General features: G+C 74.5%; 18 protein-coding genes. 3 read left to right on the forward strand and 15 right to left on the reverse strand.

What is annotated here, in order from left to right; translation table 11 throughout:
* Positions 1 to 556: 556 nt before the first annotated feature.
* The 12 genes from tyrS to ACH436_RS15200 all read right to left on the reverse strand — a co-directional run bounded on the left by tyrS (position 557) and on the right by ACH436_RS15200 (position 12,653).
* Complete coding sequence (tyrS, locus tag ACH436_RS15145; RefSeq protein WP_430561033.1) at positions 557 to 1,816, reverse strand: tyrosine--tRNA ligase; 1,260 nt, start codon at positions 1,814 to 1,816, stop codon at positions 557 to 559.
* A gap of 62 nt (positions 1,817 to 1,878) precedes the next feature.
* Positions 1,879 to 2,580: a DNA-3-methyladenine glycosylase gene (locus ACH436_RS15150; protein ID WP_430561034.1), complete on the reverse strand. Its 702-nt coding sequence runs from the start codon at positions 2,578 to 2,580 to the stop codon at positions 1,879 to 1,881.
* The gene (locus ACH436_RS15155) at positions 2,577 to 3,203 is read right to left on the reverse strand and encodes an AAA family ATPase (RefSeq protein WP_430561035.1); all 627 of its coding nucleotides are present in this window, start codon (positions 3,201 to 3,203) and stop codon (positions 2,577 to 2,579) included. Before ACH436_RS15155 ends, ACH436_RS15150 begins: the two co-directional genes overlap by 4 nt.
* Before the next feature lie 109 nt (positions 3,204 to 3,312).
* Positions 3,313 to 4,731, reverse strand: a complete 1,419-nt coding sequence (argH, locus tag ACH436_RS15160) for an argininosuccinate lyase (RefSeq protein ID WP_430561036.1) — start codon at positions 4,729 to 4,731, stop codon at positions 3,313 to 3,315.
* 40 nt (positions 4,732 to 4,771) lie between these two features.
* Positions 4,772 to 6,001, reverse strand: coding sequence for an argininosuccinate synthase (locus tag ACH436_RS15165; RefSeq protein WP_430561037.1), 1,230 nt, complete (start codon positions 5,999 to 6,001; stop codon positions 4,772 to 4,774).
* Between the two features lie 83 nt (positions 6,002 to 6,084).
* Positions 6,085 to 6,627, reverse strand: coding sequence for an arginine repressor (locus ACH436_RS15170; protein ID WP_430561038.1), 543 nt, complete (start codon positions 6,625 to 6,627; stop codon positions 6,085 to 6,087).
* Positions 6,624 to 7,556: an ornithine carbamoyltransferase gene (argF, locus tag ACH436_RS15175; protein WP_430561039.1), complete on the reverse strand. Its 933-nt coding sequence runs from the start codon at positions 7,554 to 7,556 to the stop codon at positions 6,624 to 6,626. The genes ACH436_RS15170 and argF overlap by 4 nt, the downstream gene beginning before the upstream one ends.
* A complete protein-coding gene (locus ACH436_RS15180; RefSeq protein ID WP_430561040.1) occupies positions 7,556 to 8,854 on the reverse strand; it encodes an acetylornithine transaminase in 1,299 nt (432 codons plus the stop codon). The genes argF and ACH436_RS15180 overlap by 1 nt, the downstream gene beginning before the upstream one ends.
* Positions 8,851 to 9,798: an acetylglutamate kinase gene (gene argB, locus ACH436_RS15185; RefSeq protein WP_430561041.1), complete on the reverse strand. Its 948-nt coding sequence runs from the start codon at positions 9,796 to 9,798 to the stop codon at positions 8,851 to 8,853. The genes ACH436_RS15180 and argB overlap by 4 nt, the downstream gene beginning before the upstream one ends.
* Positions 9,795 to 10,985 (reverse strand): bifunctional glutamate N-acetyltransferase/amino-acid acetyltransferase ArgJ, encoded by a 1,191-nt coding sequence (gene argJ / locus ACH436_RS15190; RefSeq protein WP_430561042.1) that lies wholly within the window; start codon positions 10,983 to 10,985, stop codon positions 9,795 to 9,797. Before argJ ends, argB begins: the two co-directional genes overlap by 4 nt.
* Positions 10,982 to 12,070, reverse strand: a complete 1,089-nt coding sequence (gene argC, locus ACH436_RS15195) for an N-acetyl-gamma-glutamyl-phosphate reductase (RefSeq protein ID WP_430561043.1) — start codon at positions 12,068 to 12,070, stop codon at positions 10,982 to 10,984. The genes argJ and argC overlap by 4 nt, the downstream gene beginning before the upstream one ends.
* A gap of 64 nt (positions 12,071 to 12,134) precedes the next feature.
* Positions 12,135 to 12,653: a GNAT family N-acetyltransferase gene (locus ACH436_RS15200; protein WP_430561044.1), complete on the reverse strand. Its 519-nt coding sequence runs from the start codon at positions 12,651 to 12,653 to the stop codon at positions 12,135 to 12,137.
* Between the two features lie 23 nt (positions 12,654 to 12,676).
* Between ACH436_RS15200 and ACH436_RS15205 the strand changes: the two genes are divergently transcribed.
* From ACH436_RS15205 to ACH436_RS15215, 3 genes are read left to right on the forward strand one after another with little or no spacing between them, the layout of a single operon-like run.
* Positions 12,677 to 13,660 (forward strand): quinone oxidoreductase family protein, encoded by a 984-nt coding sequence (locus tag ACH436_RS15205; protein ID WP_430561045.1) that lies wholly within the window; start codon positions 12,677 to 12,679, stop codon positions 13,658 to 13,660.
* Positions 13,661 to 13,715: 55 nt separating this feature from the next.
* Positions 13,716 to 14,507 (forward strand): methyltransferase domain-containing protein, encoded by a 792-nt coding sequence (locus ACH436_RS15210; protein WP_430561046.1) that lies wholly within the window; start codon positions 13,716 to 13,718, stop codon positions 14,505 to 14,507.
* Positions 14,508 to 14,541: 34 nt separating this feature from the next.
* Positions 14,542 to 15,327, forward strand: coding sequence for an LLM class F420-dependent oxidoreductase (locus ACH436_RS15215; RefSeq protein ID WP_430561047.1), 786 nt, complete (start codon positions 14,542 to 14,544; stop codon positions 15,325 to 15,327).
* A gap of 24 nt (positions 15,328 to 15,351) precedes the next feature.
* Here the strand turns inward: ACH436_RS15215 and ACH436_RS15220 are convergent, their stop codons facing one another.
* Genes ACH436_RS15220 through pheS form a run of 3 tightly spaced genes read right to left on the reverse strand, consistent with a single transcriptional unit; the run spans position 15,352 to position 19,920 of the window.
* Positions 15,352 to 16,227, reverse strand: coding sequence for an SDR family NAD(P)-dependent oxidoreductase (locus ACH436_RS15220; protein WP_430561048.1), 876 nt, complete (start codon positions 16,225 to 16,227; stop codon positions 15,352 to 15,354).
* A complete protein-coding gene (gene pheT / locus ACH436_RS15225) occupies positions 16,220 to 18,832 on the reverse strand; it encodes a phenylalanine--tRNA ligase subunit beta (RefSeq protein WP_430561049.1) in 2,613 nt (870 codons plus the stop codon). The genes ACH436_RS15220 and pheT overlap by 8 nt, the downstream gene beginning before the upstream one ends.
* Positions 18,832 to 19,920 carry a phenylalanine--tRNA ligase subunit alpha gene (gene pheS, locus ACH436_RS15230; RefSeq protein WP_430561050.1) on the reverse strand — a complete coding sequence of 363 codons (1,089 nt, stop codon included), beginning with the start codon at positions 19,918 to 19,920 and terminating at the stop codon, positions 18,832 to 18,834. Before pheS ends, pheT begins: the two co-directional genes overlap by 1 nt.
* Positions 19,921 to 20,001: the final 81 nt, after the last annotated feature.

Here is a 20,001-nt window from a genome sequence, read left to right on the forward strand (position 1 = left end):
CGAACCCCCAAAAGAGCCCGCAGCATTCAACGATACTGGCCAGACCAAGCTGAACTGCTCAGTCCGATCCAAAGGAACCACAAAGGGTTCAAAAAATTTGGCATTGACTATCAAACACACTGTTGAGTTCTCAAACAACCGACGCACACCGCAGAACCAGAACTTCCCGTTCTGACCCTCCCGGGGCAACCCCTCAACCTTACTCGGTTCGCCCTGCCCCGTCAACTCCCGGCCGTTGGCCTGGCGTGTCGGTTCGAACGTCCCGGTCCCGAACGAAGGCGCACTCGTCGACCTCGTGAAGAAGGATTCGGGTGTCCGCCCCGGGCCGGCCACCGGTACCCAGCCTCGCGGCTGTCTCCTCGGTGTCCGTTCTCCCTGTCGGGCGAACGACCAGAACATTACACACACTCCGGCCGACCCACCAAATCGCGCTCTGACCTGCAGCGATACACGTGGGGTGCCCGGCGGGGGTGAAGGACCCGGCCCCCTCGGGGGACGGCCAGGGCCCCGGGCGAGCTCGCGCTCCCCCGGGGCCCTGGCCTTCGTGCCGCGTCGGCTACTCGGCGACGGCGACGGCGAGCGTCCGCTTGCCGCGGCGCAGGACGGCGTACCTCCCGTGCAGCAGGTCCTCCGTGCGCAGCGCCGCGTCCTCCGTCTCCACCTTCGTGTTGTTCACGTACGCCCCGCCCTCACCGATCGCGCGGCGGGCCGCGGCCTTCGACGCGACCAGGCCCGAGCCCACGAACGCGTCGACCACGAGGTCGCCGGCCTTCGCCGTCGTGCGCGGGAGCTCGGCGACGGCCGCGCCGAGGGTCCCCGCGTCCAGACCGTGCAGCTCGCCGCGCCCGAACAACGCCTGGCTCGCCGTGATGACCGCGTCCGTCGCGGCCTGGCCGTGGACCAGGGTCGTGAGGTCGCCGGCCAGTGCCCGCTGCGCCTCGCGCGCGAACGGCCGCTCGGCGACCTCGGCCTCGAGGGCGTCGATCTCTTCCCGGGTGCGGAAGGTGAAGACCTTCAGGTACTTCACGACGTCCGCGTCCGCCGTGTTGAGCCAGAACTGGTAGAAGGCGTACGGGCTCGTCAGCTCCGGGTCGAGCCAGACCGCGCCGCCCTCCGACTTGCCCATCTTGGTGCCGTCGGCCTTGGTGATGAGCGGCGACGTCAGTGCGTGCACGGCCGCGCCGTCGGTCTTGCGGATCAGCTCGACGCCGGACAGCAGGTTGCCCCACTGGTCGTTGCCGCCGAGCTGCAACGTGCAGCCGTGCCGCTCGTACAGCTCGCGGAAGTCCATGCCCTGGAGCACCTGGTAGCTGAACTCGGTGTAGCTGATGCCCTCGTCCGAGCGCAGGCGCCGGGCCACGATGTCCTTGCCGAGCATCGTGCCCACCCGGAAGTGCTTGCCGACGTCGCGCAGGAAGTCGATCGCCGACATCGACCCGGTCCAGTCGAGGTTGTTCACCATCCGCGCGGCGGCCGGGCCCTCGAAGTCCAGGAAGGGCTCGATCTGGGCCCGGATGCGGTCCACCCAGCCGGCGACCACGTCGCGCGACTGCATCGATCGCTCCGTGGTCGGGCGCGGGTCGCCGATGAGACCCGTGGCGCCGCCGACCAGCGCGAGGGGGCGGTGCCCCGCGAGCTGGAGCCGGCGCATGTTCAGCAGCTGGACCATGTGCCCGACGTGCAGGCTCTGCGCCGTCGGGTCGAAGCCCGCGTAATAGGTGACGGGTCCCTCGGCCAGCGCAGAACGCAGCGCGGCCTCGTCGGTGGACTGCGCCACCAGGCCTCGCCAGTGCAGCTCGTCGAGAACGTCGGTCACCGTGTGCTCCTCGTGCCAGGGGTCGCGGCCCGGACGGGCCGCCCTCCTAGTGTGCCCGACGCCTACCGCCGACGGCGCCGTGATTCCGCCGCCCGGTACGCCGAGACGGTGGGGTCGCCCGCCAGCCAGAAGCGCCATGGGAAGAGATCGGCGCGGCCGCCCTCGCCGCTCACCCCGACGCGGGGCCCCGTCGCGACGTCGCCGCCCGGCCGTGGGGGCACCCGCAGCACCAGGTCGCCGCGCGGGTCGGCGACGTCCGCGCCGTCGTCGTCCCGGTCGATCGCGAGCGCGACGGTCAGCCGCGCCGGGCCGCGAGCCAGGTCGACGTCGGACCGCGTGACACCCGCGGCCGCGCGCCGCTCGCGCGCGAGGTCGGCACCTTCGACCACCTCGCCGGCACGGAGCAGCACGGCGGACGCCTCACCCGGAGGGCTGCACACGACGTTCATGCAGTGGTGCAGCCCCAGATGGCGGTACACGTAGACGTGGCCGGGCTCGCCGAACATGGTGCGGTTGCGGGCGGTCTCGCCCCGGTAGGCGTGCGAGCCCGGGTCGGCGGGACCGGCGTACGCCTCGACCTCCGTGATGCGCACGGTCACCGCCCCCTCCGGCGTCCGCCGGGTGAGCAGCGCACCCAGGAGGTCACGGGCGACGACCTGCACCTCGCGGGTGAACCACGCGCGGTCCGGCACCCCGTCTGCCGCGACGCCGGCGCGCGCGTCCGGCACGGCCGCCGAGGAGCTCTGCTCCCGCCGCGCGGTCATCGCGTCCCCGAGGTCGCGTCGGGCACCGCGACGACGAGCCGCCCGACGCCGTCGAGCCGGACGTCGGCGCGCTCGCGCGTGCGCTCCGCCGCGTAGTGGGCGCGCTCGTCGGCCATCCACCGCAACCAGTGCTCCCGAGCGTCCGAGCCGTCGCGCGCGAGGCCACGGTCGAGGCGCACCGCGTCGGCCGCCTCGACCCAGACCTTGAGGGCTGCCCAGGGGTCGACCTGGCGCGCGGCCGCGCCACAGCCCTCGACGACGAGCACCGGGGCGGGCTCGACGTCGTGCGCCTCGGCGTACTCGCCCGCCACCCAGTCGAAGCGGCGGTACCGGCCCGCGCGGCCCGCCGCGAGCGGGCCCAGGATCCACTCCCCCAGGCGCCGCGCGCCGCCGTCGGGCCCGGCCTCCCAGCCCTCGTAGAGGTCGTCGAGGTGCACGACCTGACACGCGAACCGCACAGCGAGCTGCGTGGCGAGCGTCGTCTTGCCGGAGCCTGCGGGGCCGTCGACGCACACGAGGCGCGTGCGCCGCCACGGCTCGGGCTCCCCGGGCCCGGGGAGCCGCGGCACCGCCGCGTGCACGCGCGCCACCAGCTGGTCCAGCACGTCCTCGCTCGTCGTCACGACCGCTCCCTCCTCCGGCCCGCCGACCGTACCCGCTCCCGTGCCGTCGACGAACGACGTCGGCCGCACGCCCCGAGGAGCGTGCGGCCGACGTCGGTGCGGGTCGGGCTCAGCTGTCCGCCCAGATGCGGAACTCCGCGGACCGCTCCTTGGCGGCCTCCACCTGCTCGGCGACCCGCGCCGGGGCGGTGCCGCCGACACCGTCGCGAGAACCGACCGAGCCCTCGACGCTCAGCACCTCGCGCACACCCGGGGTCAGGTGCTCGGAGATCCCGGCGAGGTCGGCGTCCGAGAGGTCCCACAGCTCGATGCCGCGCTCCTCGCAGACCCGGACGCACGCGCCGGCCACCTCGTGCGCGATGCGGAACGGGACGCCCTGGCGCACCAGCCACTCGGCGACGTCGGTGGCCAGCGAGAAGCCCTGCGGGGCGAGCTCGGCCATCCGTGCCGTGTCGAACGTGAGGGTGCGGACCATCCCCGCGAACGCGGGCAGCAGCACCGTGAGCGTGGAGACCTGGTCGAAGACCGGCTCCTTGTCCTCCTGCAGGTCGCGGTTGTACGCCAGCGGCAGGCCCTTGAGCGTGGTGAGCAGGCCCGTGAGGTCGCCCACGAGCCGGCCGGCCTTGCCGCGGGCGAGCTCCGCGATGTCCGGGTTCTTCTTCTGCGGCATGATGCTCGACCCGGTGGACCACGAGTCGTCCAGGCGTACGAAGCCGAACTCCTTCGTGTTCCAGAGGATGATCTCCTCGCTCAGCCGCGACAGGTCGATGCCGACCATCGCGGACCCGAACGCGAACTCCGCGACGACGTCGCGCGCGGCCGTGCCGTCGATCGAGTTCTCCACCGGTCCGTCGAAGCCGAGCTCCGCCGCGACCGCCGCCGGGTCGAGCCCGAGCGACGAGCCCGCGAGCGCCCCCGACCCGTACGGCGAGCGCGCGGCGCGCACGTCCCAGTCGACGAACCGGTCGACGTCGCGCAGCAGCGGCCACGCGTGCGCCAGGAGCTGGTGGGCCAGCAGGACAGGCTGCGCGTGCTGCAGGTGCGTGCGGCCCGGCATGACGGCCTCGCCGGCCGCCTCCGCCTGCACGATGAGCGCGTCCACGACGTCGAGCACCTGGCGCACGACGACGCGCGCCTGGTCGCGCAGGTACAGCCGCACGAGGGTGGCGATCTGGTCGTTGCGCGAGCGGCCCGCGCGGAGCTTGCCGCCGAGCTCGGTCCCGGCGCGCTCGATGAGACCGCGCTCCAGCGCCGTGTGCACGTCCTCGTCGCCGAGCACGGGGAGGAACGCCCCCGACTCGACGTCGGCGAGCAGCACGTCGAGCGCCTCGAGCATGCCCGTGAGCTCGTCGTCCGTGAGCAGGCCCGCGGCGTGCAGCACGCGGGCGTGCGCCCGGGACCCCCGGATGTCGTACGGGGCGAGCACCCAGTCGAAGTGCGTCGACTGGCTCAGCGCCTGCAGCTCCGGCGACGGGCCGCCGGAGAACCGGCCGCCCCACAGGGAGACGTTGTCGCCCTGCGTCGTCACCGCTCCGGACCCTGCGCCCGGCGTGACCTCGGAGCCCACGTCAGAACTCCCCGACGCCGAAGTCCACGCCGTTGCCGAACTTCTCGTCGCGGGCCGCGGCCTGCTTGGCGGCGAGGCCGTAGATCTCGATGAAGCCCCGGGCGTGCGACTGGTCGAACGAGTCGCCCTCGTCGTAGGTGGCGAGGTTGAAGTCGTACAGGCTGGACTCCGAGCGGCGGCCCGTCACGGTGACCCGGCCGCCGTGCAGCACCATGCGGATGTCGCCGGAGACGTACTTCTGGGTCTCGTCGACGAACGTGTCGAGGTTCTTCTTCAGCGGCGAGAACCACATGCCGTCGTAGACCAGCTCGGTCCAGCGCTGCTCGACCTGCCGCTTGAAGCGGGCCTGCTCGCGCTCGAGGGTGACGTTCTCCAGCTCCTGGTGCGCGGCGATGAGCGCGATCGCGCCGGGCGCCTCGTAGATCTCGCGGGACTTGATGCCGACGAGGCGGTCCTCGACGATGTCGATGCGGCCCACGCCCTGGGCGCCGGCACGACGGTTCATCTCCTGGATGGCCTGCAGCGGGGTGACGGCCACGCCGTCGAGCGCGACCGGCACACCCTGGTCGAAGGTGATGACGACCTCGTCGGCGACCGGCGGGAACGTCGGGTCGTCGGTGTAGGAGTAGACGTCCTTGGTGGGCTCGTTCCAGATGTCCTCGAGGAAGCCGGTCTCCACCGCGCGACCCCACACGTTCTGGTCGATCGAGAACGGGTTCTTCTTGGTGGTCGCGATCGGCAGGTCGTGGCGCTCCGCGTAGTCGATCGCCTTCTCGCGCGTGAGCGCGAGGTCGCGCACCGGGGCGATGGACTTGAGGTCCGGGGCGAGCGACGTCGTCGCGACCTCGAAGCGGACCTGGTCGTTGCCCTTGCCGGTGCAGCCGTGCGCGACCGTCGTCGCGCCGAACTGGCGCGCGGCGCGCACGAGGTGCTTGACGATCACCGGGCGGGAGATCGCCGAGACCAGCGGGTAGCGGTCGAGGTACATGCCGTTGGCCTTGAGCGCGGGCATGCAGTACTCCGCCGCGAACTCGTCGCGCGCGTCGGCGACGTACGCCTCGACGGCGCCGCAGTCGAGCGCGCGCTTGCGGATGACGTTCATGTCCTCGCCGCCCTGGCCCACGTCGACGGCCACGGCGACGACCTCGGCCCCGGTGGCCTCGGCGATCCAGCCGATGGCCACGGAGGTGTCCAGGCCGCCCGAGTAGGCGAGCACGACGCGATCAGTCATCACAGTTCTCTTTCTTGCGAGGGGGTTCGGGTCAAGTCTGGCAGTACGGGTCCGCGGCGGCCACGGACCCTCGGTGGTCGGGGTCAGGGCCCCGTCAGCTCGAGGAAGCGGCGGGCCAGGTCGTCGCCGCCGAGCGGGTCGCGGGCGATGACGAGGATCGTGTCGTCGCCCGCGATGGAGCCGAGGACGCCCGGGAGGACCGAGTGGTCGATCGCGGACGCGAGGTAGTTGGCCGCGCCGGGGGGCGTGCGCAGCACCACGAGGTTGCCGGACGCCTCCGCCGACACGAGCAGGTCGTTGCAGAGCCGGGCGAGGCGCGCGGCGACGTACTCGACGTCGTGCTCCCCCACGCCCGCGGCCTGCACGCTGCGGTCGCCGCCCTCGCCGGGCACGGCGTAGACGAGCGCCCCCGCCGCGTTGCGCACCTTCTCCGCCCGCAGCTCGATGAGGTCGCGCGACAGGGTGCCCTGCGTGACGCTGACGCCCGCGTCGGCGAGCTCGCGGGCCAGCTCGGCCTGCGAGTGGATCGCCGTGCGCCGCACGATCTCGACGATCCGCGCGTGCCGCGCGGCCTTCGTCGTCGGCCCGGCGGCCTGGCCCGCCGACGCCCCGTCGACGGCGCTCACCGGTGCTCCAGCAGCCAGGTGAGCAGCGCCTTCTGCGCGTGCAGGCGGTTCTCCGCCTCGTCCCACACCACCGAGGCGGGGCCGTCGATCACCGAGCCGGTGACCTCCTTGCCGCGGTAGGCGGGCAGGCAGTGCAGGAAGATCGCGTCGTCGGCCGCGACGGCCAGGAGGTCGTCGTCGACGCGGTAGGCGTCGAGGGCGGCGAGCCGCTCGGCGGCCTCGTCCTCGTCACCCATCGACACCCAGGTGTCCGCGGCGACGACGTCGGCCCCGGCGACGGCGGCGCGCACGTCGGTCGTGACGGTCACCGAGCCGCCCGTCGCGGCGGCGATCTCCTCGGCGCGCGCCACGATGTCGGCGGGCGGCAGGTAGCCCTCGGGCCCGGCGACGGCGACGTGCAGGCCGGCGGTGACCCCGCCGAGCAGGTACGACGCGGCCATGTTGTTGCCGGCGTCGCCCACGTAGGCGAGCCGCTGCCCGGCCAGGGCGGAGATCCCGCCACGGTGCTGGGCGACGGTGAGCAGGTCGGCGAGGATCTGGCACGGGTGGAAGGCGTCCGTGAGGGCGTTGACGACCGGGACCCGCGAGACGGCGGCCATCTCGTCGATGCGCTCCTGGCCGAACGTGCGCCACACGATGGCGGACACCTGACGGTCGAGCACGCGGGTGACGTCCGCGACGGACTCCCGCACGCCCACCTGGGCCAGGCGGCCGTCGACGATCACCGGGAAGCCGCCGAGCTCGGCGACGCCCGTCGAGAACGAGACCTGGGTGCGCAGCGTCGGCTTGTCGAACAGGACGGCGACGCCCTGCGGGCCGGCCAGCGGCGCGCGCACGAACCGGTCCTCCCGGAACGCCATGCCGAGCTCGAGGACCTCCCGCTGCTCGTCCGGGGTGAGGTCGTCGTCGCGGAGGAAGTGGCGGGGCATCAGGACTCCCTGTCGGCAGAGGGGACGGTGACGGTGGCGAAGAACCGGGCGACGTCGCGCGCCTGGTCGGCCGTGAGGATCAGGGGCGGTGCGAGGCGGATCGCGTCCGGGGCGACGGCGTTGACGACGAACCCGGCCTCCAGCGCCGCCGCCGCGACGTCGGCCGCGACGGACCGGGTGAGCTGGACCGCGAGCAGCAGCCCCCGCCCGCGCACCCCGGCGACGAGCGGGTTGCCCGCGGCCTCGATCTCGGTGCGCAGCACCTCCCCGACGCGGCGCACGTTCTCGAGGAGGCCGTCACGCTCGATGACGCCGAGCGTGGCGAGGCCGGCAGCCGCCGCGACCGGGTTGCCGCCGAACGTGGTGCCGTGCTGGCCGCGGCCGAGCAGCGTCGCGGCGCGCTCGCCGAACGCGATCGCGGCGCCCACGGGGAAGCCGCCGCCCAGGCCCTTGGCCACGGTGACGACGTCGGGCACGACGCCGCCGCCGATCTCCGGCTGCTGGAAGGCGAACCACGAGCCCGTGCGCCCGACGCCCGTCTGGACCTCGTCGAGCACGAGCAGCGCTCCCGCCTCGGCGGTGAGCCGGCGGGCGTGCGCCAGGTAGCCCGGGGGCAGCGGCCGTACGCCGGCCTCGCCCTGCAGCGGCTCCACGACGAGCGCGGCGACGCCGCCCCGGTCGGCGACCGCCTCCGGCGAGAACGCCTCGTCGAGGGCGGCGGTGTCGCCGAACGGCACGTGCTCGACGCCGCCGGGCAGCGGCTCGAACGGCTCGCGGTACGCGGCCTTCGCCGTGAGGGCGAGCGCGCCCATCGAGCGGCCGTGGAAGCCGCCCTCCAGGGCCAGGACCCGGGTGCGGGTGCCGACGTCGCCAGGTCCGTCGGAGCGGTTGCGCCGCGCCATCTTGAACGCCGCCTCGACCGCCTCGGTGCCCGAGTTGGTGAAGAACACCCGCGAGCCGTCGGGCGCGCCGGCGAGCTGCAGGAGGCGCTCGGCCAGACCGATCTGGGTGGGCGTGGCGAAGAAGTTCGACACGTGGCCGAGGGTGCCGAGCTGCGCGCTGATCGCCGCCGTGAGCGTGGGGTGGGCGTGGCCGAGCGCGTTCACCGCGATCCCGGCGAGCAGGTCGAGGTAGCGGCGGCCGTCGGCGTCCCACACGTACGCGCCCTCGCCGCGCACCAGCACGCGCTGCGGCGGGCCGAACGTGTCCATCACCGCGTGGGCGTACCGGTCCGTCCACGCAGCGTTCGAGGCGTCGGCGAGGGCGCCGCCGCTCACGGACTGCAGGGTGTCGCTCACGCGCCCGCCTCCTTGGCCGTGGTCGTGGTCGTGCTCGTGGTTGCGTCGGGCGCGGGCACGACCATGGTGCCGTTGCCGCGGGTGGTGAAGACCTCCAGGAGCACGGAGTGCGGCTGGCGGCCGTCGATGACGGTCGCGCGCGGCACGCCGCCCTGCACGGCGCGCAGGCACGCCTCCATCTTGGGCACCATGCCGGCCGTCAGGCTCGGCAGGAGCGCGGCGAGGTCGGGCGCGGTGATCTCCTCGACGAGCGAGTCCTTGTCGGGCCACGACGTGTACAGGCCCTCGACGTCGGTGAGCATGATGAGCTTGGTCGCGCCGAGCGCCACCGCGAGCGCGGAGGCGGCCGTGTCGGCGTTGATGTTGAGCACCTGGGTCGGGTCGTCGATGTCCGGCGCGACGGTCGACACGACCGGGATGCGGCCGGCGTCGAGCAGGTCCTGCACGGCCCTGGCGTCCACCTGGACGACGTCGCCCACGAGCCCGACGTCGACGGGCTCGCCGTCCACGACCGCGTGCCGGCGGGCCGCGCGGAACAGCCCGGCGTCCTCCCCGGACATGCCGACGGCGTGCGGGCCGTGCGCGTTGATGAGGCCCACCAGCTCGCGCGAGACCTGGCCCGTGAGCACCATGCGCACCACGTCCATCGCCTCGGGCGTCGTGACCCGCAGGCCGCCGCGGAACTCGCTGTGGATGTCCAGGCGCTCCAGCATGGCGTTGATCTGCGGGCCACCGCCGTGCACGACGACGGGCCGCAGGCCGACCTGGCGCAGGAAGACCATGTCCTGGGCGAACGCGGCCTTCAGCTCGTCGTCGATCATGGCGTTGCCGCCGTACTTGACGACGACGAGGGCTCCGGCGAACTCCTGGAGCCACGGCAGCGCCTCGAGGAGCACCTCGGCCTTCTGCTCGGGCGCGAGCCCGTTCACGACGTCGCTGCTCATGAGCTGTACGCGCTGTTCTCGTGGACGTAGTCGTGCGTGAGGTCGTTGGTCCACACGGTGGCGGACGCGTCGCCGGCGTGCAGGTCGACCACCACGGTGACCTCGCGGGCCGCGGCCAGGTCCACGAGCTCGCGCGGCTCCCCCACGCCCTGCGCCCGGCAGACCTGCACGCCGTTCACCGTGACGTCGAGCGCCAGCGGGTCGTACGGGGCCACGTCCTCGGGCACGGTCCCGACGGCGGCCACGATGCGGCCCCAGTTCGGGTCGTTGCCGAAGATGGCCGCCTTGAAGAGGTTGGAACGCGTGACCGCCCGGGCCACGGCGACCGCCGCCTCCTCGCTGGACGCGCCGGTGACGGTCACGGCGATGTCGTGGCTGGCGCCCTCGGCGTCCGCGACGAGCTGGCGGGCGAGAGAGGCGGCCACCTCCGTGACGGCCGCCGCGAGGTCGTCGACGCCGACCTCGACGCCCGACGCCCCGCTGGCGAGCAGGATCACCGTGTCGTTGGTCGACATGCAGCCGTCGGAGTCGACCCTGTCGAACGTCGCGGCGGTGGCGGTGCGCAGTGCGGCGTCCGCGGTGGCGGCGTCGACGACGGCGTCGGTGGTGATCACGGAGAGCATGGTGGCGAGGCCCGGCGCGAGCATGCCGGCGCCCTTCGCCATCCCGCCGACGCTCCAGCCGTCGCGCTGCGCGACGGCCTGCTTGGACACCGTGTCGGTGGTGCGGATCGCGTCGGCCGCGGCGTCGCCGCCGTCGGCCGCGAGCGCGCCGGCCGCGGCGTCGACGCCTCCCAGCAGGGCGTCCATGTCGAGGCGCAGTCCGATGAGGCCGGTGCTGCACACGAGCACGTCGCCGGCCCCGACCTCGGCCTCGGGCGTCGCGGCGCCGGCGGAGAGGACGGCGGCGACGTGCTCCGCCGTGCGGTGCGTGTCGCCGAACCCCTCAGGACCGGTGCACGCGTTGGCGCCGCCGGAGTTGAGGACCACCGCACGCGCGGCGCCGTCGCTGACCGCCTGCCGGGTCCACACCACGGGCGCGGCCTGCACGCGGTTGGTCGTGAGCACCGCCGCGGCCGTGCGTCGCGGGCCGTCGTTGACGACGAGCGCGACGTCGCGCCCGCCCGACGTCTTGAGGCCGGCGGCGACGCCGGCGGCCCGGAACCCGGCCGGTGCGGTGATGCTCATGGAGCGACTCCTTCGGTGACGAGGCCGGCCGTCTCCGGCAGGCCGAGGGCAAGATTCATGGCCTGGACCGCCTGGCCGGCGGTGCCCTTGACCAGGTTGTCGATGGCGGTCACGGTCACGACGCGCCCGGCGGCGGCGTCGAGCGCGACCTGCACGAGGGCCGTGTTGGCGCCCAGGGTGGCGGCCGTCGCCGGCCACTGCCCCTCGGGGAGGAGCTCGACGAAGGGCTCGTGCGCGTAGGCGTCGGCCCAGGCGGCGCGGACGTCGGCGGCGGTGGCGTCCTCGTGGCCCGGCGCGAGGCGGGCCGTGACGGTGGCCAGGATGCCGCGCGACATCGGCACGAGCGTCGGGGTGAAGCTGATCGACACCGCCGGCGCGCCGGCGACCCGCAGGTTCTGCGCGATCTCGGGGATGTGCCGGTGCGTGCCGCCCACCGCGTACGGCACGGCGGAACCCAGTCCCTCGGCGGCGAGCAGGTGCGGCTTGAGCGACTTGCCCGCGCCTGAGTACCCGTTGGCGAGGACCGCGACGACGTCGGCCGGGCTCACGAGCCCGGCGGCGACGCCGGGCTGCAGCCCGAGCGTGACCGCCGTGACGTTGCAGCCGGGCACCGCGATCCGGCGGGCGCCGACCAGGTGGTCGCGCTGCGCCCCGGTGACCGTCCCCGCGCCGTCTGCGTGGAGCAGCTCGGGCAGGCCGTAGGGCCAGGTGCCCGCGTGGGACGAGCCGTAGAACTGCTCCCAGTCGGCGGCGGACGCGAGGCGGTGATCGGCGCCGAGGTCGAGGACGAGCACGTCGTCGGGCAGCTGGGCGGCGATCTCCCCGGACGCGCCGTGCGGAAGGCCGAGCACGACGACGTCGTGTCCCGCGAGCGCCTCGGGCGTGGTCGGCTCGAGCACCCTGTCCGCGAGGGAACGCAGGTGCGGCTGCGTCGCGCCGAGCCGCGCCCCGGCGTTCGAGTGCGCGGTGAGCGTCCCGATCTCCAGCGCGGGGTGGCGCGCCGCGAGGCGCAGGAACTCGCCCCCGGCGTACCCGGAGGCACCGGCGACGGCGACACGGAACGTGCGCGACTCAGTGCTGACCATATGCAGCACTATACATACCTATGCAGGCACCCTGGTCGCCCTTCCACGACCCGGACACCGCACGTCAGGCGACGAGCGGCAGGTACATCACGTGCAGGCCCACGTAGCCGTGCGCGGGGCTGCGGAAGGCACCCGGCACCGTGCCGACCACCTCGAAACCGAGCGCCCGCCACAGGCGCACCGCGACCTCGTTCGACTCCACCACCGCGTTGAACTGGATGCCGCGGAAGCCCTGCTCGCGGTGCCACGCGACGACGTGCTCGGCGAGCGCCCGGCCGACCCCGAGCCCGCGCGCGTCGGGCGACACCATGAACGACGCCGTGCCCACGTGGTCGCCGCGTCCCGGCCGGTTCGGGCCCATCTTGGCCGTGCCCAGCAGCGTCCCGTCCGCTGCCTCCGCCACGACCGTCGCACCCGGGGCGCGCTCCATCCAGAGCCCTCGCGCCTGCTCGCTCGTGAGGTCCAGCGGGTAGACGTACGTCTCGCCCTCGCGCACCACCGCCTCGACGATCGGCCACAGGCCGGGCCAGTCGTCGTCGGTCGCCGGACGGATCGCGAACACGGTGCGGGTGTCTCGGGTCACGGCCGAAGCATAGGGTCGGTCGCATGCACGCAGTCGTGGCCCGCGCGGCGGGTGGTCCCGAGGTCCTGGAGTACGTCGAGCAGCCCGATCCCGTGCCCGGCGCGGGCGAGCTCCTCGTCCGCGTCGCCGCGGCGGGGGTCAACTTCATCGACACCTACCGTCGCGCCGGCGTCTACGCGATGGACTACCCGCACGTCGTCGGGGTCGAGGGCGCGGGCACGGTCGAGGCGCTCGGCGACGGCGTCGAGGGCTTCGCCGTCGGCGACGAGGTGGCCTGGAACGAGGCGCCCGGCTCGTACGCCGAGCTCGCCGTCGTCCCCGCCGCGAACGCCGTGCCCGTCCCCGCGGGCCTCGACCTCGTCACCGCCGCCGCGCTGCCGCTGCAGGGGATGACGGCGCACTACCTCGTCTCGTCGACCTTCGAGGTCGGGCCGGGCCACGACGTCCTGCTCACCGCGGGCGCCGGCGGTGTCGGCCTGCTCGCGACCCAGCTCGCGGTGGCGCGCGGCGGGCGCGTCATCACCACGGTCTCCTCGCCGGAGAAGGCCGCGCTGTCGTCGGCGGCCGGCGCCGCGCACACGGTCGACTACGCGGCGATGGACGACCTCGCGACCGAGCTGCCGAGGGTCGTGCGCGACCTCACCGACGGACGCGGCATGCACGTGGTCTACGACGGCGTGGGCCGCGCGACGTTCGACGCCTCCCTCGCGTCGCTGCGCCCGCGCGGCATGCTCGTGCTGTTCGGCGGCGCGTCGGGGCAGGTCCCGCCCTTCGACCCGCAGCGGCTGAACTCCGGCGGCTCGCTCTACCTCACCCGACCCACGCTGGGGCACTACACCCTGACCCGCGGCGAGCTCGAGTGGCGGGCGGGCGAGGTCCTGGGAGCCGCCGCCGCGGGAGACCTGGACGTCCGGATCGGGGAGAGGTTCCCGCTCGCCGACGCGGCTCAGGCGCACCGCGCCCTCGAGGGGCGCGCCACGACCGGCAAGGTGCTGCTGGTCCCCTGAGCCGCACCGGACTAGTCTCTTGACATCAAGACACTTGACGTCGAGAGGAATCGTCGTGGCCGACTGGTCCCCCACCGCCTACCTCCGCTACACGGACGAGCGCTCGCGCCCGTTCGGCGAGCTGGTCGCGCGCGTGGTCCGCGAGCCTGCGAGCATCGTCGACCTCGGCTGCGGGCCAGGACACCTCACGCCGGTGCTGCGAGAGCGATGGCCTGCGGCCTCGTTCGTCGGCCTCGACGCCTCGCCCGCCATGATCGAGCGAGCCCGGACGGCCGACCCGACGGGACGGTACGAGCTCGCCGACGTGCGCGACCACGCGGCCGGCCGCGGCCCCGCCCCCGAGGCCGACCTCGTGATCAGCAACGCCACGCTCCAGTGGGTGCCCGACCACCTCGACCTCGTGCCCGCGCTCGCCGCGACCGCCCGCCAGACGTTCGCCTTCTCCGTCCCGGGCAACCACGACGCCCCCAGCCATCGCCTGCTGCGCGAGGTCGCCGGACGGGCTCCGTACGCGGCCGTCGTCGGGTCGGTGGAGCGCCGCGCGGTCGGCGACCCCGCGGACTACCTCGAGCTCCTCGCCGCGCCGGGGTGGTCGGTCGACGCCTGGGAGACGACCTACACGCACGTGCTCGACGGACCCGACCCGGTGCTGCGCTGGATCTCGGCCACCGGGGCGCAGCCGGTGCTGCACGCGCTGGACGCGCACGACGCCGCGCACGGCACCGACCTGCGCGGGCGGTTCGACGCCGCGTTCGGCGCCGCGCTGCGCGCGGCCTACCCGGCGCGCCCGTGGGGCACGCCCCTCGCGTTCCGCCGGGTGTTCGCGGTCGCCACGCGGACGTCGTGACGGCGCACCGGACGGGCGGACGTAGGCTCCCGTCGTGACCGACACCACCCACCCGATCCGCATCGGGGTCCAGCTCCAGCCGCAGCACGCCGACTACACCCAGCTGCGCGACGCCGTCCGGCGCGCCGAGGACGCCGGGGTCGACGTCATCTTCAACTGGGACCACTTCTTCCCGCTCACCGGCGACCCCGACGGCATGCACTACGAGTGCTGGACGATGCTCGGCGCCTGGGCCGAGCAGACCGAGCGCGTCGAGATCGGCGCGCTCGTGACGTGCAACTCGTACCGGAACCCGGACCTGCTCGCGGACATGGCCCGCACGGTCGACCACATCAGCGGGGGCCGGCTGATCCTCGGCGTCGGCGCCGGCTGGTTCGCCAAGGACTACGAGCAGTTCGGCTACGAGTTCGGCACGGCGGGCTCGCGCATCGCCGACCTGGGCGAGGCGCTCCCCCGCATCAAGGCCCGGCTCGCAGCGGGCAACCCTGCCCCGACCCGGGAGATCCCGATCCTCGTCGGGGGCGGGGGCGAGAAGAAGACGCTGCGCCTCGTCGCCGAGCACGCCGACGTCTGGCACTCCTTCGGCGACGTCGACACCCTGACCCGCAAGTCCGCCATCCTCGACGAGCACGGCGCGGCCGTCGGGCGGGACACCGCCGGGCTCGTGGAGCGCTCGGTCGGCGTGGGCGCCCCGCCCGAGGAGGTCGGGCAGCGGCTGCTCGACGCCGGCGCCACACTGTTCACGATCGGCACGAGCGGGCCGGACTACGACCTGTCCCTCGTGGAGCAGTGGGTCCGCTGGCGCGACGAGCGCCGCTGACCGCCTCGCCCGCCGGCAGGCCGTTCAGCGGCCGGTGAGCACCGGGCCGAGCGGGTCGTCGTCCGCCGCCGGCTGCACGCGCAGCCGGCGGGCGGCCGGCGCCGTCGCGTCGCCCGCGAGACGCACCAGGGACTCCGGGGTGTCGTGCGACGCCCGCACGAACCAGCCGGAGCAGGCGTCGAGGTCGCCGCGCGCGAACGCCGTGACGAGGTCGACCGTCCGCTCGACGGGGGTCCACTCCGTGCGTCCCTCGTGCGCGCGCATCGCGCCGGTCATGTCCGTGCGCACGACGCCGGGGGCGACCTCCAGCACGCGCAGGCCCCGGTCGTGGCCGGCGGCGTGCAGCCCGGCACCGAGGCGCATCAGCGCCGTCTTGCTCGCGTTGTAGGCGGTCGCGTCGGCGCTGTCGTGGGACCCGGCGCCGCTGTTGAGGTCGACGACGCGCCCGCCGCCGCGCGCCAGCATCCCCGGCACCGCGTGCCGGGCCAGGAGGAACGGCCCGCGCACGTTGGTCTCGAGCACCGACCACCACTCGTCGGGGTCGGCCTCCCACAGCGGCACCTCGGCGTCGATCCGGCCGGCGTTGTTGACGAGCAGGTCTACGGAGCCCAGCCCGCCGTCGGACGCCGGCGCCTCCGCCGCCCGGACCGCCGTCGCCACGGCCGCGGCGTCGGTGACGTCGGCGGGCAGCTCCACGGCCGTCCGGCCGAGGTCGCGCACCTCGCGCGCGACCTCGGCCAGGCGGGCGGCGTCCCGCGCGACGAGGGCGACGTCCAGCCCCGCTCGCGCCAGACCGAGCGCGAGCGCGCGGCCGATGCCGCGGCTCGCGCCCGTGACCAGCGCGGTGCGGGCCGGCGGGACGGTGCCTCCCCGACCCGCGACGGTGGCCTCGTCAGCCACGCAGCACCGCCCCGACGCGCTCGGTCGCCGCGGCGACGACGCCCTCGCGGACGGCGCGCACGTCGTCGGCGGTCAGCGTGCGGTCGGCCGCGCGCAGCCGCACCGAGTAGGCGATCGACTTCTTGCCCTCGCCCACCTGGGCGCCGGTGAACACGTCGAAGAGGCGCGCATCCTCCAGCAGGGGGCCGGCGCCCGCGACGACGGCGGCGTGCACGTCGGCGGCGGGCACGTCCTCGTCGACGACGAAGGCGAAGTCCTCCTTGGCCGCGGGGAACGCCGACACCGGCTCGGCCGCGACGGGGGCGTCCCCGCCGGCGGCGATCAGCGCGCCCAGGTCGAGCTCGAACGCGGCGGCCCTGGCGGGCAGGCCCAGCGCCTCGACCACCTTCGGGTGCAGCTCGCCCGCGTGACCGACGACGGCGCCGTCGGGCAGCGTCAGCGCCGCGCACCGCCCCGGGTGCCACGGCATCGTCCCGGAGTCGGCCCGGACCGTGACCTCGGCCCCCGCACGCTCGGCGACGAGACGTGCGGCGTCGACGGCGTCCGCCCAGTCGGCCGCACGACCGTCGCCCCACCACCCGGCGGGCGCCGCCCGGCCGGTCAGCACGCCCGCGACGTGGCGGGGCTGGTCGGGGACGGCGGCGACGAGCGCCGCCAGGTCGTCGTCGCTCGGGCGCACGCCCACCGGCAGCTGCGGCGGCGCCGGGGTGCCCGGCGCCGGGCGCGTGACCAGACCGATCTCGAAGACCGCCACGTCGGGCAGACCGCGGGACACGTTCCGGCGCGCGGTCTCGAGCAGCGTCGAGAGCAGGTCGGCCCGCAGGAACGGTCGGTCGTCGGCCAGCGGGTTGGCCAGGCGCAGCGTGGTGCGGCGCACGTCGTCGTCGGGCAGACCCAGGGCGTCCAGGTCCGCCTCCCCGACGAACGGGTAGGACAGCACCTCGACGAGGCCGGCCTCCGCGAGCGCGCGCGCCACGGACCGGCGTGCCCGCTGCTCGGACGTGAGCCCGCGCCCGCCGGGGGCGGCGGGGAGCACGGACGGGATCTGGTCGTAGCCCGCGATCCGCACGACCTCCTCGACGAGCGCCGCCGGCTCGGTCAGGTCGGGACGCCACGACGGCGGCGTCACGCGGACCGCGTCCACGCCGGCCCCGGTGACGGCGTCCGTGACGGTGCAGCCGATCTGCTCGAGGATGCCGACCACGGTGGCGCGGTCGTAGTCCACGCCCGACAGCCGCGTGGGCAGCGTGACGTCCAGGCGCACCCGCTGGGGCGCGGTCGTGGTGTCGAGGTCGCTCACGGCGGGGTCGGCGGTGCCGCCGCCGAGCTCCACGAGCAGGTCGACCACGCGCTGCGCCGCGACGGCGGGCAGCCGCGGGTCCACGCCCCGCTCGAACCGCTTGGCGGCCTCGGAGGGCAGCCTGTGGCGCCGCGCCGTGCGGGCCACGGTGATCGGGTCGAAGTGGGCCGCCTCGACGAGGACGTCCGTCGTCGTGCCGCTCACCTCGGACGACGCGCCGCCCATGACGCCGGCGAGGCCCAGCACCCGTGCGCCGCGCTCGCCCGCCGGCGAGTCGGTGATCAGCAGGTCCTCGGCGTCCAGCGCACGGTCGACGTCGTCGAGCGTCGTGAGCCGCTCGCCGGGGGCCGCGCGGCGGACGACGATCGGCGCCGCGACCTGGTCGAGGTCGTAGGCGTGCAGCGGCTGCCCGAGGTCGAGCATCACGTAGTTCGTGACGTCGACGGCCAGGGAGATGGAGCGCATCCCCGAGCCCTCGAGGCGACGCTTCATCCACGGCGGGGTGGGCGCGGCGGGGTCGATCCCGCGCACGACGCGCGTGACGAACCGGTCGCAGCCGACCTGCCCGTGGATCGGCGCCGCGTCGTCGACCTCGACGGCGAACCCGTCGGCCGTCGGGGCCGGCGGGGGCGTGACGAGGTTCTCCGGCAGCCCACGGTCGGTGAAGCGCGCGCCCGTGGAGTGGGCGTACTCGCGCGCCACCCCGCGGTAGCTGAACGCGTACCCGCGGTCCGGGGTCACGTTGATCTCGAGCACCTCGTCGCCCAGGCCGAGCAGGGCGATCGCGTCCTGGCCGGGCGTGAGGTCGGCGGCGTCGAAGCCCGCACGGGTGAGCACGAGGATGCCGTCGTGGTCCTCGCCGATGCCGAGCTCGCGCACCGAGCAGATCATGCCGTCGGAGACGTGGCCGTAGGTCTTGCGCGCGGCGATGGCGAACCCGCCGGGCAGCACGGTGCCGGGCAGCGACACGACGACGTGGTCGCCCACGCCGAAGTTGTGCGCGCCGCAGATGATGCCGCGCGCGCCACCGGCGGGCACGTCGGCGTCGTCGACGCCCTTGATCTGCGTGGCGTTGTGCTCCGGGCCGACGTCGACCAGGCACCAGTTGACGGTCTTGCCGTTCTTCTGCGGCTCGGGGGTCTGCGCGAGCACGCGCCCCACGACGAGCGGGCCGGTGACGGCGGCGGGGTGGATCTCCTCCTCCTCCAGGCCGACCCTCACCAGCGCCGCCGCGAGCTGCTCCGCGGTGAGGTCCGCCGGCAGCTCGACGTGCTCGCCGAGCCAGTCAGTGACGATGCGGGGCATCAGATCTCCGTCCTGAACTGGGTGGAGAAGCGCACGTCGCCCTCCACGATGTCGTGCATGTCCGCGATCGAGTTGCGCAGCATGAGCGTGCGCTCGATGCCCATCCCGAAGGCGAAGCCCTGGTACTCCTCGGGGTCGATGCCGGCGGCCCGCAGCACGTTCGGGTTGACCATGCCGCAGCCGCCCCATTCGATCCAGCCCGCGCCCCCCTTCTTCTGGGGGAACCACAGGTCCATCTCGGCGCTGGGCTCGGTGAAGGGGAAGAACGCCGGGCGCAGCCGGGTGCGGGCCTCGGGGCCGAACATGGCGCGGGCGAACGCGTCGAGGGTGCCCACGAGGTTCGCCATCGTCAGGCCCTTGTCGATCGCGATGCCCTCGACCTGGTGGAAGACGGGCGTGTGCGTCTGGTCCAGCGCGTCGGTGCGGAACACCTTGCCGGGGCACGCCACGTACAGCGGCACCCCGCGCTCGAGCAGCGAGCGCGACTGCACCGGCGACGTGTGCGTGCGCAGCACGAGGTTGGACGGCTTGTCCCCCTCGCCCTCGACGTAGAAGGTGTCCTGCATCTGCCGGGCCGGGTGGTCGGGGGCGAAGTTCAACGCGTCGAAGTTGAACCACTCCGCCTCGACCTCGGGGCCGTCGGCGATCTCCCAGCCGAGCCCGACGAAGAAGTCGGCGATGCGCTCCTGCACCAGCTCGATCGGGTGCCGCGCGCCGGCCGGGCGCCGGTCGGTCGGGAGCGTGACGTCGACGGCCTCCTCCACGAGGACGCGCTCGTCGCGCTCCACCTCGAGCTCGGCCTGGCGCGCCGCGATCGCCTGGTTCACCCGCCCGCGGCGCGGGCCGACGTTCTTGCCCGCGGCAGCCTTGTCGGGCCCGGGCAGGCCCCCGATGGCCCGGTTGGCCAGCGCGAGCGGGCTCCGGTCCCCGGTCTGCGCGGTGCGGACGGCCTTCAGCTCGTCGAGGTCGCGCGCGGCGGCGACGGCGGCGAGCGCCTCGGCGACGGCGGCGTCGAGCGCGGCGACGTCCAGCGGGTCGGGGCTCTGTCGCTCGTTGCCGGGTTCTGGGGTGGGTGCGGGCGTGGACATGCGTGCCTTCCTGAGAGGGGCCCTGCGAAGGGTGTGGCGGCGGGGTCAGTTTATGTGCCCGCCCGGGCCGGTCAGGTCGGC

The sequence above is a fragment of the Isoptericola sp. NPDC019693 genome (assembly GCF_044389085.1).
GTDB lineage: Bacteria > Actinomycetota > Actinomycetes > Actinomycetales > Cellulomonadaceae > Isoptericola.